The organism is Kitasatospora sp. NA04385 (assembly GCF_013364235.1).
GTDB lineage: Bacteria > Actinomycetota > Actinomycetes > Streptomycetales > Streptomycetaceae > Kitasatospora.
This window is the reverse complement of record NZ_CP054919.1, coordinates 1,655,560-1,670,461: the sequence shown is the minus strand read 5'-3', so window position 1 is coordinate 1,670,461 and position 14,902 is coordinate 1,655,560. Positions and strand designations below refer to the sequence as shown.

Here is a 14,902-nt window from a genome sequence, read left to right as displayed (position 1 = left end):
GCCGCACCGAGGGGGCGTCAGCGGGCGGGTGCGGTACCGGCGTCAGCGGGCGGCGCGGCGCTCGGCTTCCGCCTCGTCCTCGGCCTCGGCCTGCTCCAGGGTCGGCGCGGTGCCGCCCAGGTGCGCGGGCAGCCACCAGCTGTCGGCCGGACCGGTCGGCTCGGCCGGGTACTCGCGCTGGGCGCGGTCCAGCATCTCGGTCATCGCGGCGCGCAGGCGGCGGGTGACCATGACGGGCTTGTCGGTGGGGGCCAGGTGGATCGGCTCGCCGATCATGATGGTCACCGGGACGTGCCGCTTGGTCAGCGTCTTGGGGTGGCCCTTGGTCCACAGCTGCTGGGTGCCCCACAGGATGACCGGCAGCAGCGGGGTGCCCGAGTCGGCGGCCATCCGGGCGGCGCCGGTCTTGAACTTCTTCAGCGTGAACGAGCGGCTGATGGTGGCCTCCGGGAACACCCCGACCACCTCGCCCTCGCGCAGCGCCTTCACCGCGGCCTCGTACGCGGGCTGGCCGTCGGCGCGGTCCACCGGGATGTGCTTCATGCCGCGCATCAGCGGGCCGGAGACCCTGTGCTTGAACACGTCGTCCTTGGCCATGAACCGGGTCTTGCGGCGGCCCACCCGGTACGCGCCGAAGCCGGCGAAGATGAAGTCCAGGTAGCTGATGTGGTTGCTGACCAGGACGGCGCCGCCGGTGGCGGGGACGTGCTCGGCGCCGACGATGGTGATCCGCAGGTCCAGCGCCTTGAAGGCGGCCAGTGCGGTGCGGATCACCGGCGGGTACACGAACTCAGCCACGGTCAGCCCTACTTCCCACGGGCCATGCGCCCGGTCCGGCGGTACCCGGGGCCCGGGGGCCGCCGGACCGGGAGGTCGCGGCACGCCGCGGCGGCCACGGGTGTTTCCCTCCGATGATCCCCTGAACGGGCACGGTCTGTCACGCCCGCGCGGGGGTGGGGGAGGCGACCCTCCCACCGGGAACTTTCCGGTGGGACGGCGGGACGGCGGGACGGGCGGGCGGCGGGTGCCCGGGCCCGGCCGGTTCCCCGCCCGCCGTGCTCAGCGCAGGCGGCTGAGCAGGAGGTAGCACTCGCAGCCCAGGCAGTAGTCGAAGGCGGCGTTGAGGAAGGCGGCGGCCAGGGCCATGGCGGTGAGGGCGGTGGCGAGCCAGGGGAGGCCGGCCAGGGCGGCGAGGGTGGCGAGCAGGGTGAAGGCGAGGCCGACGCCCTGGGCGAAGCGCGGCGGGCGGGGGTCCTCCAGTTCGGCGGGCGGGCCGAGGCGGGGGCGGACCAGGGTGCGGAAGAGCCAGCCGTAGGGGGCGAGGCGGTGGCCGCCGAGCGCGCCGGCGGCGAAGACCAGGGTCTGCAGGGCGAGCAGGAGGGTGCTGCCGGTGATCAGGGCGGCGGCCAGCACGAGGCTGGTGAGGACGGCGGCGAAGCGGGGGCCGCGGGGGTCTATCGGTGCGGAGGGCACGGAGGGGCTCCGGAGGGGGTCGCTGACGGGACGTCGGACGTCGGGGAGGTGCGGTCAGCGACAGCGGGTGGTGCAGGCCCGGCACAGGTCGATCACCCGGCGGCTGGTCAGCCGGGGGTTCGACGACGGGGTGCGGGCGGTCACGGCGCCGATGCTACCGGGGCGGGCCTTCCGGGCCCAGCGGCGGGTTTGTCACACTGGTCGGGTGACCGGACTGATCGTGTGCCTGGTGGTGCTGGCGGTGGCCGGCGGGTTCGGAGCGGTGCGCAGGGCGCGGGACGGGAGGCTGCGGGTGCGGGGCGGTGCGGAGGGTGCGGTGCGGCTGACCGGTGCGGAGCTGGGGGCGCCGCTGGGCGCGCGGGCGACGCTGGTGCAGTTCTCGACCTCGTTCTGCCAGCCGTGCCGGGCGACCAGGCGGACGCTGGCCGAGGTGGCCGGGATGGTCGAGGGCGTCGCGCACGTGGAGGTGGACGCCGAGTCGAGCCTGGAGCTGGTGCGGCGGCTGGAGATCCTGCGGACGCCGACCGTCCTGGTGCTGGACGCGTCCGGCCGGGTGGTGCGGCGGGCGGCGGGGCAGCCGCGCCGGGCGGACGTGATCGCCGCGCTGGGCGAGGCCGTCTGAGCCGGTCGCGGGGACCCGGCGGGGTGCGCGCGCGTTCAATCTCACAGGCGATCTGGCGTGGAGTCAGGTGGCAGCGGGGTCGGCCTGGGGCAGGATGGGCCCAGGCCGCGGTGGGTGTCCGGCCGGGTCGCGGGCAGCGTAAGCTACTGGCGAGTAGTGACGGCTGAGCTACTCGTGGGTATGCTGCCGGGGAGTTCCGGAGGGACACCTGCGCACGCCGCTCGGGCCGCGGGCCCCGCCGCGTGGACCGAGGACCGCTCGGTACGGGCGGACAGCCGCCGCAGCCGCCGGATCGGACCAGTAACAGGAGAGCAGGCCGTGAGCTTGAGGATCGTTGTCTGTGTGAAGTACGTGCCCGACGCGACCGGTGACCGTCGCTTCGCGGACGATGCCACCACCGACCGGGAGGGCGTGGACGGCCTCCTGTCGGAGCTGGACGAGTACGGCGTCGAGCAGGCGCTGCGGATCGCGGAGGCCAACGAGGGTGCCGAGGTGACGGTGCTGACCGTGGGCCCCGACGACGCGAAGGACGCGCTGCGCAAGGCGCTGTCGATGGGCGCGGACAAGGCCGTGCACGTCAGTGACGACGGCATCCACGGCACGGACGCGATCGGCACGTCGGCGATCTTGGCGGCGGCGCTGGAGCAGACCGGCTACGACCTGGTGGTGTGCGGGATGGCCTCCACCGACGGGGCGATGGGCGTGCTGCCCGCGCTGCTGGCCGAGCGCCTGGGCGTGCCGCAGGCCACGCTGCTGTCCGAGGTGTCGGTCGCGGGCGGGAAGGTGAGCGGGCGCCGGGACGGCGACAGCGCGACCGAGCAGGTCGAGGCCGCGCTGCCGGCGGTGGTGTCGGTGACCGACCAGTCCGGTGAGGCCCGCTACCCGTCCTTCAAGGGCATCATGGCCGCGAAGAAGAAGCCGGTGGCCTCGCTGGACCTGGACGACCTGGGCATCGACGCCGCCGCGGTGGGCCTGGCCGGCGCCTGGAGCAAGGTCGCCGACGTCACGGCGCGCCCCGCCCGCACCCAGGGCGTGCTGGTGACCGACGAGGGCGAGGGCGGCAAGCAACTCGCCGCCTACCTCGCCCAGCAGAAGTTCATCTGACCGGCCGCCGGGAACACAGGGATACGGAGCAAAAAACACATGAGTGAGATCCTGGTCCTGGTCGACCACGCCGACGGCGCCGTGCGCAAGCCCGCCCTCGAACTGCTGACGCTGGCCCGCCGCCTGGGCACCCCCGCCGCCGTCGTGCTGGGCGCCGGCGACGCGGCCGCGGCCATCGCGGCCAAGGCCGCCGAGTACGGCGCCGCCACCGTCCACACCGCCGACGCCGAGGAGTTCACCACCCAGCTGGTGGTGCCCAAGGTCGACGCCCTCACCCAGATCGCCGAGGCCACCGGCGCCACCGCCGTGCTGCTGACCTCCTCCGGCGAGAACAAGGAGATCGCCGCCCGCACCGCCCTGCGCCTGGGCGCCGGGCTGATCACCGACGCCGTCGACCTCGCCCCCGGCGAGGGCGCCCCGATCGCCACCCAGTCGGTGTTCGCCGCGTCCTTCCAGGTCACCTCGACCGTCACCACCGCCACCGCGGTCATCACCGTCAAGCCCAACAGCACCGCCCCCGAGGCCGCCCCCGCCGCCGGCACCGTCCAGAGCGTGCAGGTGGCGCTGAGCGGCACCGCGGCCACCGTCACCTCCCGCACCCCCCGCACCTCCACCGGCCGCCCCGAGCTCACCGAGGCCGCCATCGTCGTCTCCGGCGGCCGCGGCGTCGGCGCCGCCGACGGCTTCACCGTCGTCGAGGACCTCGCCGACGCCCTCGGCGCCGCCGTCGGCGCCTCCCGCGCCGCCGTCGACGCCGGCTGGTACCCCCACAGCAGCCAGGTCGGCCAGACCGGCAAGCAGGTCTCCCCCCAGCTCTACATCGCCGCCGGCATCTCCGGCGCCATCCAGCACCGCGCCGGCATGCAGACCAGCAAGACCATCATCGCCGTCAACAAGGACCCCGAAGCCCCCATCTTCGAACTCGTCGACTACGGCGTCGTCGGAGACCTCTTCACCGTCCTCCCCCAGCTCACCGACGAGGTCAAGTCCCGCAAGGGCTGATCCCGCGGCACTCGGTGAAGGGCGCGGTCCCCGCGGGGGCCGCGCCCTTCGTCATGCCCGGGGCGGTCAGCGGCCCGCGAGCGAGTGCACGAAGCGGTTGCCGTCGATGGTGCCCAGGCCGGAGGCCAGGTCGTAGCCCTTCGTGGCCCGGTAACCCGTCACCGCGTCCCAGGAGTTGTCGCCCGCGGTGACGTCGGTGATGCCGCTGAACTGCTGGGGCAGCAGGGCCAGCGCGTACAGGCGGGGGTTGAGCTGGCCGAGGCGGTGGCCCGCCAGCTGGTTCGCCAGGGCGACGACGCCGGAGAAGATCGGCGTGGCCTCGCTGGTGCCGCCGACCAGGTGCCAGCCGACGGCCGTCGGGTCGTACGACTCGTACGTCCAGGCGGCGCCGTCCACCGCCGCGCTCATCGAGATGTCCGGCGTGCCGCGGTGGTTGCCGGTGGTGCCGGCCACGGCGGCCTGGTACCAGGGGCGGGCGAAGACGCCGGAGACGCCGCCGCCCGCCGCGCCGTACTTGTCGTGCCACACCCGGTCGGGCGCGGTGCGGTTGCCGCTGTCGTCCAGGGTCAGCTGGGTGCCGCCGACCGAGGTGACCAGCGGGTCCGCGGACGGCCAGGAGTTGACCTTGTACGGGTACAGGTCGCTGCCGTTCTCCATCGCGTCGGTGGCGCCGTTGTCGCCGGAGGCGGCCAGCACCGTGACGTTCCGGGCGGCCGCCGACTCGAAGGCGTAGCGCAGCTTCTGGATCGACGTGAAGTCGCCCTTGTCGTAGCCGGGGAAGGTGTTCTCGGTCGCGCCGAAGCTCTGCGAGATCACGTCCACGTCGTGCGACTTCATGACGGCCTTCTCGGCGTCCATCATCTCGGGCAGGCCGGTGACGCCCTCGGTCTCCGCGACGCCGGTCTCCACCAGCACGATGTGCGCGTCGGGGGCGACGGCGTGCGCGTACTCCACGTCCAGGGTGGTCTCGCCGGCCCAGCCGGTGTGGTCCTCGTTGGTCGGGTCGAAGACGGGGACGTTGCCCCACTTGACCACCTCGACCTCGGTGTCCGGGATGCCCCACTGCTTGTCGAAGGTCTCCAGGTCGTGCTGGATCGTCGGCGAGCCGAAGGAGTCCACGATCACGATGGTGCGGCCCTTGCCGGTCACGCCCTGCTGGTAGAGCGGGTCCAGGTGGTAGGCGGTGCGGTACTGCAGCGGCGAGTAGCAGTGGATGCCGATCTGGGTGACGCAGTCCGAGGTCGATATCGGCGCCACCCGGCCGACCGCGTCGATCTGCCCGGCCGAGGCGGGGCGCAGGTGGAACACCGCCGGGAGGCGGGTGGTGGACTGGGCGGTGGCGGTCGCGCCGGTCAGGGCGGTGGCCCCGACGGCGAGCAGCGCGGCGGTCCGCAGCGCGGTGGAGCGTCGGGTGCCCGCGGTGGCGGGGTGCATGCCCAAGGAGACTCCTCGAAGAGACGGTTCCCCGGCCCGGTCCGGCCGGGGGCGCCCCTTATCCCATCGGCCGCCGCCGGACGCTTCCATAGTCCGAGACGGCGGTGGGCATGGCCCCGACAGGCCACCGGATTCGGTAAAGGGAACGGCGGGGTTCGGTAACGCCGCAGCTCCGGGGTCGGGGCGCGCGGGGCGCTGCTGCGCGCGGGCGGCCCCGGCTCGTAGAGTCGGGCGGCATGGGACTGCTGACAGCACTCGACGGCGGGTACGGGGATCGCGCGGACGCGGTGGCGGTGGACGGCGCCGCCCTGTCCTGGGAGCAACTGCTCGGCGCCGCCGGGGCGGTGGCCGAACGCGCCGTCGGGGCGCCCGGCCTGGCGGTACTGGCCCGGCCGACCGCCGAGACGGTCGCCGCGGTGGTCGGCGGCCTGCTGGCCGGCGTGCCGGTGGTGCCGCTGCCGCCCGACTCCGGGCCGGTGGAGCGCGCGCACATCCTGCGCGACAGCGGCGCCGCGCTGCTGGCCGGCACCGGACTCCCCGAGGACGCCGACGGCCTGACGGCCCTTCCGGTCGACCTGGCGGACCGCCCGTCCGGCGCCTGGCGCCCCGCCGCCGAGGACGGCGACCGGACGGCGTTCGTGCTGTACACCTCCGGCACCACCGGCGCCCCCAAGGGCGCGCTGATCCCGCACCGGGCCGTCGCCGCCGGGCTCGACGGCCTCGCCGACGCCTGGCAGTGGGACGCCGCGGACACCCTCGTGCACGGGCTGCCGCTGTTCCACGTGCACGGCCTGGTGCTCGGCGTGCTCGGCGCGCTGCGCACCGGCAGCCGGCTCGTCCACACCGGCCGGCCCACCCCCGCCGGGTACGCGGCCGCCCGCGGCAGCCTGTACTTCGGCGTCCCCACCGTGTGGTCGCGGATCGCCGCCGACCCCGCGGCCGCCCGCGGACTCGCCGCCGCCCGGCTGCTGGTGTCCGGCAGCGCCCCGCTGCCCGTGCCGGTCTTCGAACGGCTGCGGGAGCTCACCGGGCAGGCCCCCGCCGAGCGCTACGGCATGACCGAGACGCTGATCACCGTCGCCACCCGGGCCGACGGCGAACGCCGCCCCGGCGCGGTCGGCCTGCCGCTGCCCGGCGTGCGCACCCGGCTGGTCGGCGAGGACGGGCGGCCGCTGCCCGCCGACGGCGAGAGCGTCGGCGAACTCCAGGTGCAGGGCCCGACGCTGTTCGACGGCTACCTCGGCCGGCCCGAGGCCACCGCCGCCGCCCGCACCCCCGACGGCTGGTTCCGCACCGGGGACGTCGCGGTGGTCGAACCGGACGGCTTCCACCGGATCGTCGGCCGGGCCTCCGTCGACCTGATCAAGAGCGGCGGCTACCGGATCGGCGCCGGCGAGGTCGAGGCCGCGCTGCGCGACCACCCCGGGGTGGCGGACGCCGCCGTGGTCGGCGCCCCCGACCCGGACCTCGGCCAGGCCGTCGTCGCGTACGTGGTGGCGTCCGGCGCCGGGGTCGGGGAACGGGAACTGGTCGACTTCGTGGCGCGGCGGCTGTCCGTGCACAAGCGGCCCCGGCGGGTGGTGCTGGTCCCCGACCTGCCGCGCAACGCGATGGGGAAGGTGCTCAAGCAGCGGCTGCTCGACGGCGGGGCGTGACCCGCCCGGCGGCCCGGCGCGCGCTCCGGCGCGCAACCCGCCCCGCGGAGCGCCCTTTCAGGAGGCCGGGGAGTGGGTACCACTGGGATGGCGCGGGGGCCGGAGCCCCGCGCTGCCCGGTGCACGGCCGGGCCGCCGAGGAGGGGCAGGGATGCTTGTGATCGTCTGGGTCAATGGGGCGTTCGGGGCGGGCAAGACGAGCGCCTGCCGGGAGTTGGTCCGACTGCTGCCGGGAAGCCTGCTGTTCGACCCGGACACCCTGGGGCCCGCGCTGCGGGCCGCCCGGCCGGAGATCGCGGACTTCCCCGAGTCGCCCGCCTGGCGGCGGCTGACCGCCGAGACCGCCGCCGCGCTCGCCGCCGAGGCGGACGGGCCGGTCGTCGTCCCCGCCACGCTGCTGCGCCAGGAGCACCGCGACGAGATCTTCGGCTCGCTCGCGGGCCGGGGCATCCCCGTCCACCACGTCGTCCTCGACCCCGTCGAGACCATCCTGCGGGCCCGGATCGCCACCCGGGAGGACGTCCCGGGGGACCCGGAGGCCACCGCGGCGCTGCGCCGGCGCGCCCGCGAGGCGCTGCCCGCGTACCTCACCGCCCGGGGCTGGCTGGCCGGGGACGCCCGGATGGTCGACAACGGGGTGCTGACCCCGCGCCAGAGCGCCGAGCGGATCGCCGAACTGGTGCGCAGCGGCGCCGCCCGCTGCCCGATCGTGCGCAGCGAGGGCGGCGACGGGGACACCGTGGCCGCCGCGGTGCTGCTCTTCGACGACCGGGACCGGGTGCTGCTGGTCGACCCCGCCTACAAGCCGCACTGGGAGTTCCCCGGCGGCGTGGTGGAGCGCGGGGAGCCGCCCACCGCCGCGGGCGTCCGCGAGGTCGCCGAGGAGCTCGGCCTGCGGCTGCGCCCGGAGGAGCTGCGGCTGCTCGCCGTCGACTGGGAGCCCGGCGCGGGCCGCGGCCGCGGCGGGCTGCGGCTGGTCTACGACGGCGGACGGCTCGGCCCCTCCCAGGTGCTGCGGCTGCGGCTGCCCGCCGGGGAGCTGCGCGACTGGCACTTCGCGACGCTCCGGGAGGCCGCCGAGATGCTGCCCGCCGCCCGGATGCGTCGGCTGACCGCCGCGCTGGAGGCCCGGGCGGTGGGCGAACTGCGCTACCTGGAGGGCGGGCGGCCCGCCGCGACGGGGGTGGCGCCCGCGCGATGAGAGCCCGTGCCGGGGGCTCGGCAGAGCGCGCGCATTCAGGGGCTCGGGGAACGGCGAGTCCGTGGCTGCTGACGGTTCACTGCCGTTGGGCGCGTCTGCTGCTGGTTCTGTTCACTACACGCAGCAGCACGGACTCGCCGTTCCCCGAGTTCCCGGCGGGGCTCCCCAGGGGGAGCGGGCAGGATGGGGGCATGCCGTTCACCCTCAGCCACGCCGCCGCCGTCCTGCCCGGCCTGCGCGCCGCGAAGCGCCGGGGCGCGCTGGTCGCCGCCGGGCTGGTCGCCGGTTCGATGGCGCCCGACGTGCCGTTCTTCGCGGAGTCCCTCGTCCGGGGGGTCTACCGGCACGGCGGGTTGACGCACCGGTGGTGGGCGGCGCCGACCGTCGACGCGGCGATCGGCGCCGGGCTGGTCGCCGGGTGGTACGGCCTGTGGCGCGAGCCCCTGCGGGCGGCGGTGCCCGGCCGGTGGAACGCGGTGGTGCCCGCCGGGCGCCCGACGGCCGGTGAACTCCCCTGGATCGCCGGGGCGTCGGCCGTCGGCGCGGCCACCCACCTGGTCTGGGACTCCTTCACCCACCACGGCCGGGCCGGGGTCCGCGCCCTGCCCGTCCTGGAGCGCCGGGTCGGCGGCGTCCCGCTGCACGGCGCCCTGCAGTACGGGACGTCACTGGCCGGGCTGGCCGTCCTCGCCCGGTACGCCGGGCCCTGGCGGGAGAGCCGGAGGGGCACCGCGGCGCTGCTGGCCGCGACGGCGCTGGCGGGCGCGGCCGAGCGGGTGCGCCGCCGCGAGCGCGGGTTCGTCGACGAGGCCTGCTTCGGCGCGGGCGCGGGCCTCGCGGTGGGAGCTGCCCTGCTCGGCCTGGGAGAGCACCGCCGGGGGCTCGGGGAACGGCGAGCCCGGGGCTGCTGACGGTGCACTGCCGTTGGGTGCGTCTGCTTTTGGTTCTGTTCACTACACGCAGCAGCTTCGACCTTCGATGGGCTCCGGCCACCAGCAGCACGGACCCGCCGTTCCCCGGGCCCCTGAATGGTGCACGCTCGGCTGTCTAGAGGTAGCCGTTGGCGGCCAGGTGGGCGCCGATGGCGCGGTAGGCGGCCGGGTCCTCGGGGGTGAGGGCGGCGAGGCCGTCGACGTAGCGGTTGTACATGCAGAAGGCGGCGGCGATCAGGACGGTGTCGTGGACGGTCTCGTCGTCGGCGCCGGCGGCCTTCGCGGCGGCGACGTCCTCGGCGGTGACGGACAGTCCGCTGTCGGCGACCTTGGCGGCGAGTTGGAGCAGCGCGCGCATCAGGTCGGTGACGGGGGCGGTGGCCAGGTCGGTCTGGACGGCCTCGACCAGGGCGAAGTCCCCGTCGAGGCGGTGGGCGGCGGTGGCGCCGTGGGCGCCGGCGCAGTAGCGGGTGCGGTTGAGGGAGGAGACGTAGGCGGCGATCAGCTCGCGTTCGCCCGCGCTCAACGGCGACTCGCCGCGCAGCAGTTGTTCGGCGAGTTCGCTCAGGCGCAGGCCGGAGGCGGGCTTGGCGGCGAGCAGGCCCCGGATGCCGGGGGCGTCGGTGGGGAGCGCGATGTGGGGCATGGGGGCCACTGAAGCGGTTCGGGGCGGGCTTGGCAAGGGGGTTGACCTGGGCGGAGGGGATCGGCGGCGGGCGGGGCGGGGCAGGGCCGTGCGGGAGGGCGGGCAGATTAGGATGGGCGACCGTGACTGACACCGGTAGCACCCAGGACCAGGCCCTCGCCGACGACACCGGTGACGGGGCGTCGGAGGAGTTCGCGGGCACCGACCCGCAGGACGCGCAGGACGCCGAGGCGGCGGCCGCGCTCGACGGCGTGTGGGACGTCGTGGTGGTCGGCGCGGGCCCGGCGGGCTCCTCGGCGGCGTACGCGGCGGCCTCCCGGGGCCGGCGGGTGCTGCTGCTCGACAAGGCCGAGCACCCCCGGTACAAGACCTGCGGCGGCGGCATCATCGGCCCCTCGCGGGACTCGCTGCCGGAGGACTTCAAACTGCCGCTCCAGGACCGCATCTCGGCGGTGACCTTCGCGCTGAACGGGAGGTGGACGCGGACCCGGCGCTCGAAGCGGATGCTGTTCGGCGTGGTCAACCGGGACGAGTTCGACCTGCGCCTGGTGCAGGCCGCCGAGCAGGCCGGCGCGGTGCTGGTGACCGGCGTGACCGCGACGGGCGTGGAGCAGCAGGGCGGCGACAGCCGCACGGTGTTCGTGACGCTGGCGGGCGGCCGGAAGGTGGAGGCGCGGGCGGTGGTCGGCGCGGACGGCTCGGCCGGCCGGATCGGCCGGCACGTCGGCGTCAGCTTCGACCAGATCGACCTGGGCCTGGAGGCGGAGATCCCCGTCCCGGAGTCGGTGGCGCGGGCCTGGGCGGGCCGGATCCACCTGGACTGGGGCCCGCTGCCGGGCAGTTACGGCTGGGTGTTCCCGAAGACCGACTCGGGGACGCTGACGGTCGGCGTGATCTCGGCCCGCGGCGAGGGCGAGCGGACCAAGGAGTACCTGGCGGCGTACATCCGCCGCCTGGGCCTGTCCGGGTTCGAGCCGCTGGTGGAGTCCGGGCACCTGACGCGCTGCCGGGCCGAGGACTCGCCGCTGTCGCGCGGCCGGGTGCTGGTCGCGGGCGACGCGGCCGGGCTGCTGGAGCCGTGGACCCGGGAGGGCATCTCGTACGCGCTGCGCTCGGGCCGGCTGGCCGGTGAGTGGGCGGTGCAGGTGGCCGAGGCGGGCGGCGCGGCGGACGTGCGGCGGCAGGCGCTGAACTACGCGTTCGCGATCAAGGCCGGGCTGGGGGTGGAGATGCGGGCCGGGAAGGTCATGCTGGCCTCGTTCGAGAAGCGCCCGTACCTGTTCCACCTGGCGGTGTCGGTGATCAACCCGGCGTGGCGGGCGTTCGCCCGGACCACCCAGGGGCACACCACGTTCGCGCAGTTGATGCGGGACCACCGGGCGGCGCGCAAGCTGGCCTCGGTCGCCGGGCGGTAGCCGCAGCGGGTGGGCGCGGGCCCGCCCGGGAGGGGTCGCCTCCCGGGCGGGCGGTGCGGACGGGCGCGGGGGTTGGGATTCGGGGGGCCGCCCCGCACCCGCGTCCCGGGGTCACTTCAGGCCGGTGTCCAGGGCGTTCATCAGGGTGCCGGACGGGGTGTCGCCGGACATCTCCCAGACCATGACGCCCAGCAGGTTCTTGGACTTGAGCCAGGCGGTCTTCTGGGCGATCGACCAGGTGTCGTCGAAGGTCCACCACTGGCCGCCGTTGCCGGTGTAGCCGTAGGTGGAGACCGAGACCGGGTCGTGGTAGACGGTCAGGTTGGGCACCGAGGTGATCAGGTTGTTGTAGCCACGGGTGCCCGCCTCCTCGGCGAACTGGCCGGGTGCGGCGCCGCCCGCGGCCTGCCAGGCGCCGTGCGTGCCGCCGTCGGTGACGTTCTGCCAGCCGCGGCCGTAGAACGGGAAGCCGATGGTGAGCTTGCGCGGGTTGACCCCGGCGTCGAGGTAGGTCTTGACGGCGTTCTCGATCGAGAAGTGGAACGGGTACGGGTCGGCGGGGTCGGTGTACAGGTTGGCCTGCTGGCCGGTCCGGTTCGGCTCCCACGAGTTGTCGCTGCCGGAGCCGTGGAAGTCGTAGCCCTGGACGTTGGCGATGTCGAGGGACTGGAAGATCTGCGCGAGGTCCCAGCCCTGGCCGATCTTGGCCGGGTCGGCGGGGGTGAAGGCGGTGAGCAGCTTGTGCGAGCCGCCGAGGGCGTCGAGCTGGCGGCGGAACTCGGCCAGCAGCAGGGTCAGGTTCTGCTTGTCGGCGGCGGAGTAGTGGTTGCCGGCGTGGCCGTCGGGCGAGCCGGGCCACTCCCAGTCGAGGTCGATGCCGTCGAAGATGCCGGCGCCGGTGCCGGGGCCGCCCGCGCCGTTGTAGGACGGCAGGTTGCCCTTGATCCAGATGTCGATGCAGGAGGAGACCAGCTTCTTGCGGGAGGCGTCGGTGGCGGCCGCGTCCGAGAAGTACTTGGAGTACGTCCAGCCGCCGAGCGAGACCACGACCTTCAGGTTCGGGTACTTCGCCTTCAGCTTCTTCAGCTGGTTGAGGTTGCCGCGCAGCGGCGACCAGCCGTCGTCGGCGACGCCGTCCACGGACTGGGCGGCGCTCATCGGACGGGCGTAGTCGGCGTCGGCGTCACCGGCGCCGGTGCCCTGGTCGGGGTCCTGCGGGTTGGCGGTGGTGCCCTTGGTGACGCCCGCCAGGCAGGTCAGGTTGACCGGGTCGATGTTCTCGAAGGCGTAGTTGACGACGTCGAGCTTGGCGGCGCTGCCGGAGGTGTCGAGGTTCTTGACGAAGTACTGGCGGCCGTAGATGCCCCACTGCACGAAGTAGCCGACCCGGGAGTACTTGCCGGGCCCGGCGAGGTCGCCGGTGGTGACGTTCAGCGTGTTGGAGGCGGGGGAGTTGTTGTCGGCGGCGTCCCGGGCCTTCACGGTGAAGGCGTACGGGGTGGCGGGGGAGAGCTGGCCGACGGTGGCGGTGGTGGTGCTGCCGCCGACGGTCTGCACCAGGGTGGCGCCCTGGTAGACGTCGTAGGCGGCGACCCGCTTGTTGTCGGTGGCGGCGTTCCAGGCCAGCGAGACGCCGGTGCTGGTGACGCCGGTGGAGCGCAGGCTGCCGGGCGCGGTGGGCGGCACGGTGTCGGTGGCCGGGTCGACGGTGGCGGCGCTCAGCACCGGGCTGACCGGGCCGGTGTTGCCGCGGGTGTCCTTGGCCCGGACGGTGAGGCCGTACGTGGTGGCCGGGGTCAGGCCGGTCAGCGTGGTGGAGGTGCCGGTGGCCGAGCCGAGGATCACCGAGCCGTTCAGCACGTCGTACGAGGCGACCGGGAAGTCGCCCCTGCCCGCGGCCGTCCAGCTCAGCGAGAGGCTGTGCGCGGTCGCGTCGACCAGCGCCGGGGCGCCCGGCGCGGTCGGCGGGACGTCCGGGGTGCCGTCGCACTTGTCGCCGTTGACGCGGCAGTTGAGCGGGGCGGTGATCGGTCCGTTGCCGATGAACCAGAAGCTGTACGGCTCGGTCGAGCCGTTCGCCGGCACCGTCGCGTTGTAGTACGCGTTGGTGGCGACCACGTGGCTGCCGGTGGTGGTCGAGGTGCCGTTGTAGGTGCCCGTCATGGTGACGCCCGGGGGCAGGTCGAACTCCAGCGTCCAGCCGGTGACGGCGGTCGCGTTGGGGTTCTTCACGATGAACGTGCCCTTCCACCAGGACCCGTAGTTGTCGCCGGTGAAGGTGGCGGTCAGTTTGGCCGCGGCGTGCGCGGGCGTGGCGGCGAGCAGGGCCATCGGCAGTGCGAGCGCGGCGAGCAGGGCCAGCAGGCGGGCCCTGAGCCATTGCCTGGAGCGGACGTGCATCGGTACTCCCTGTCTGGTGTGGGGGGTTCCGTACAGGGGTGCCGGGAGCGGCACTCAGGAGGGTAAGTGGACTGGACCAACTCGTCAACAGGTCTATACCGGAAGCGAGTTGACGATCATTCGGGCGCGCGCCGAGGGTGCACCGGGGGGCGTGCCGGGGGCGGGCCGCGGCCGCTGTCGGCGCCCGGTGGCAGGATCGCGGCCATGGGACTCGACGTGATGGTGGGCGCGCTGATCGGCGCCGACGAGGAGACGGCCGACTGGTTCCGCGCGCAGTGCGCGGAGATCGCCCGGGTGCTGACCGCCGAAGGGCTGCCGGGGTGGCGCGAGCCGGAGGACGGGCCGCGCTTCGGCGACCGGATCTGGGGCTACTCCGGCCTGCACGCGCTGCGCCGCCTCGCCGCGCACCTGGCCGCGCACGGGAAGCTGCCCGAACCCCTGGCGGAGGGCGAGCGGGCCACCGACGACCCGGTGCTGCGCGCGGCCTACGAGGACGTCCCGGACGAGCGGCCCGGCCCGTTCGACCACCTGATCCACCACTCGGACTGCGAGGGCTACTACGCGCCGGTGGACTTCGCCCCCGTCCTGGCCGACTTCGAACTGAGCGGCGGCCTGCTCGGCTCCTCGGTGCGGCTGCTGGCCGAACTCGACGAACTCGCCCGGGCCCTGGGCCTGCCGGACGACCTCGAACCGGACTCCGCGGAGGTCGAGGAGGCGGTGGAGGCGGACGACCCGGCGGCGGAGGGCTGGCGGCGCTACGGCACCGAGTCGTTCATCTGCCTGCAACTGCGGGCGGCGGCGCGCTGCTCGGTGGCGACGGGGGCGGTGCTGGCGTTCTGCTGAGGCGGAACGCGCACATCCAGGGGCTCGGGGAACGGCGAGTCGATGCTGCTGACGGCCGGAGCCCATCGGTGTGTCCGTGCTGCTGCGTGTCCTGAACAGCACCCGAAGCAGCTGCGCGCCACGGCAGTGAACCCGCAGCAGCCACGGCCTCGCCGTTCCCCGAGCCCCTGGAGGG

General features: G+C 74.7%; 13 protein-coding genes. 8 read left to right on the top strand and 5 right to left on the bottom strand.

Annotated features, from left to right (window positions below; translation table 11 throughout):
* Nucleotides 1-42: 42 nt before the first annotated feature.
* Together HUT16_RS07190 and HUT16_RS07185 are read right to left on the bottom strand one after the other, a co-directional pair.
* Nucleotides 43-798: a 1-acyl-sn-glycerol-3-phosphate acyltransferase gene (locus HUT16_RS07190; RefSeq protein ID WP_176186574.1), complete on the bottom strand. Its 756-nt coding sequence runs from the start codon at nucleotides 796-798 to the stop codon at nucleotides 43-45.
* 261 nt (nucleotides 799-1,059) lie between these two features.
* Entirely contained in the window at nucleotides 1,060-1,473 is a 414-nt protein-coding gene (locus HUT16_RS07185; protein WP_176186572.1) for a DUF4395 domain-containing protein, read from the bottom strand.
* A gap of 205 nt (nucleotides 1,474-1,678) precedes the next feature.
* On the opposite strand from HUT16_RS07185, the gene HUT16_RS07180 reads away from it, so the two are divergent.
* The 3 genes from HUT16_RS07180 to HUT16_RS07170 all read left to right on the top strand — a co-directional run bounded on the left by HUT16_RS07180 (nucleotide 1,679) and on the right by HUT16_RS07170 (nucleotide 4,201).
* Nucleotides 1,679-2,095, top strand: a complete 417-nt coding sequence (locus HUT16_RS07180) for a thioredoxin family protein (protein ID WP_176186570.1) — start codon at nucleotides 1,679-1,681, stop codon at nucleotides 2,093-2,095.
* Between the two features lie 318 nt (nucleotides 2,096-2,413).
* Nucleotides 2,414-3,199: an electron transfer flavoprotein subunit beta/FixA family protein gene (locus tag HUT16_RS07175; protein ID WP_217712037.1), complete on the top strand. Its 786-nt coding sequence runs from the start codon at nucleotides 2,414-2,416 to the stop codon at nucleotides 3,197-3,199.
* A gap of 39 nt (nucleotides 3,200-3,238) precedes the next feature.
* Entirely contained in the window at nucleotides 3,239-4,201 is a 963-nt protein-coding gene (locus HUT16_RS07170; RefSeq protein WP_176186566.1) for an electron transfer flavoprotein subunit alpha/FixB family protein, read from the top strand.
* A gap of 66 nt (nucleotides 4,202-4,267) precedes the next feature.
* Here HUT16_RS07170 and HUT16_RS07165 read toward each other — a convergent pair whose 3' ends face one another.
* Nucleotides 4,268-5,641, bottom strand: coding sequence for a S8 family serine peptidase (locus HUT16_RS07165; protein ID WP_176186565.1), 1,374 nt, complete (start codon nucleotides 5,639-5,641; stop codon nucleotides 4,268-4,270).
* A 230-nt stretch (nucleotides 5,642-5,871) separates the two neighbouring features.
* Between HUT16_RS07165 and HUT16_RS07160 the strand changes: the two genes are divergently transcribed.
* The 3 genes from HUT16_RS07160 (at nucleotide 5,872) to HUT16_RS07150 (ending at nucleotide 9,402) form a co-directional block, all read left to right on the top strand.
* The gene (locus tag HUT16_RS07160; protein ID WP_176186563.1) at nucleotides 5,872-7,290 is read left to right on the top strand and encodes an acyl-CoA synthetase; all 1,419 of its coding nucleotides are present in this window, start codon (nucleotides 5,872-5,874) and stop codon (nucleotides 7,288-7,290) included.
* 157 nt (nucleotides 7,291-7,447) lie between these two features.
* Nucleotides 7,448-8,491, top strand: a complete 1,044-nt coding sequence (locus HUT16_RS07155; RefSeq protein ID WP_176192531.1) for an NUDIX hydrolase — start codon at nucleotides 7,448-7,450, stop codon at nucleotides 8,489-8,491.
* A 191-nt stretch (nucleotides 8,492-8,682) separates the two neighbouring features.
* On the top strand, nucleotides 8,683-9,402 hold the full coding sequence (locus HUT16_RS07150) for a DUF4184 family protein (protein WP_176186561.1): 720 nt from the start codon (nucleotides 8,683-8,685) through the stop codon (nucleotides 9,400-9,402).
* A 136-nt stretch (nucleotides 9,403-9,538) separates the two neighbouring features.
* Here HUT16_RS07150 and HUT16_RS07145 read toward each other — a convergent pair whose 3' ends face one another.
* Nucleotides 9,539-10,069, bottom strand: a complete 531-nt coding sequence (locus HUT16_RS07145; protein ID WP_176186559.1) for a carboxymuconolactone decarboxylase family protein — start codon at nucleotides 10,067-10,069, stop codon at nucleotides 9,539-9,541.
* 251 nt (nucleotides 10,070-10,320) lie between these two features.
* Between HUT16_RS07145 and HUT16_RS07140 the strand changes: the two genes are divergently transcribed.
* Nucleotides 10,321-11,484 carry a geranylgeranyl reductase family protein gene (locus HUT16_RS07140; RefSeq protein ID WP_176192530.1) on the top strand — a complete coding sequence of 388 codons (1,164 nt, stop codon included), beginning with the start codon at nucleotides 10,321-10,323 and terminating at the stop codon, nucleotides 11,482-11,484.
* 111 nt (nucleotides 11,485-11,595) lie between these two features.
* On the opposite strand, the gene HUT16_RS07135 is transcribed toward HUT16_RS07140, so the two are convergent.
* Nucleotides 11,596-13,884: a glycosyl hydrolase family 18 protein gene (locus HUT16_RS07135; RefSeq protein WP_176186557.1), complete on the bottom strand. Its 2,289-nt coding sequence runs from the start codon at nucleotides 13,882-13,884 to the stop codon at nucleotides 11,596-11,598.
* Nucleotides 13,885-14,088: 204 nt separating this feature from the next.
* Here HUT16_RS07135 and HUT16_RS07130 point away from each other — a divergent pair, with 204 nt between their 5' ends.
* Nucleotides 14,089-14,727: a hypothetical protein gene (locus tag HUT16_RS07130; RefSeq protein WP_176186555.1), complete on the top strand. Its 639-nt coding sequence runs from the start codon at nucleotides 14,089-14,091 to the stop codon at nucleotides 14,725-14,727.
* Nucleotides 14,728-14,902: the final 175 nt, after the last annotated feature.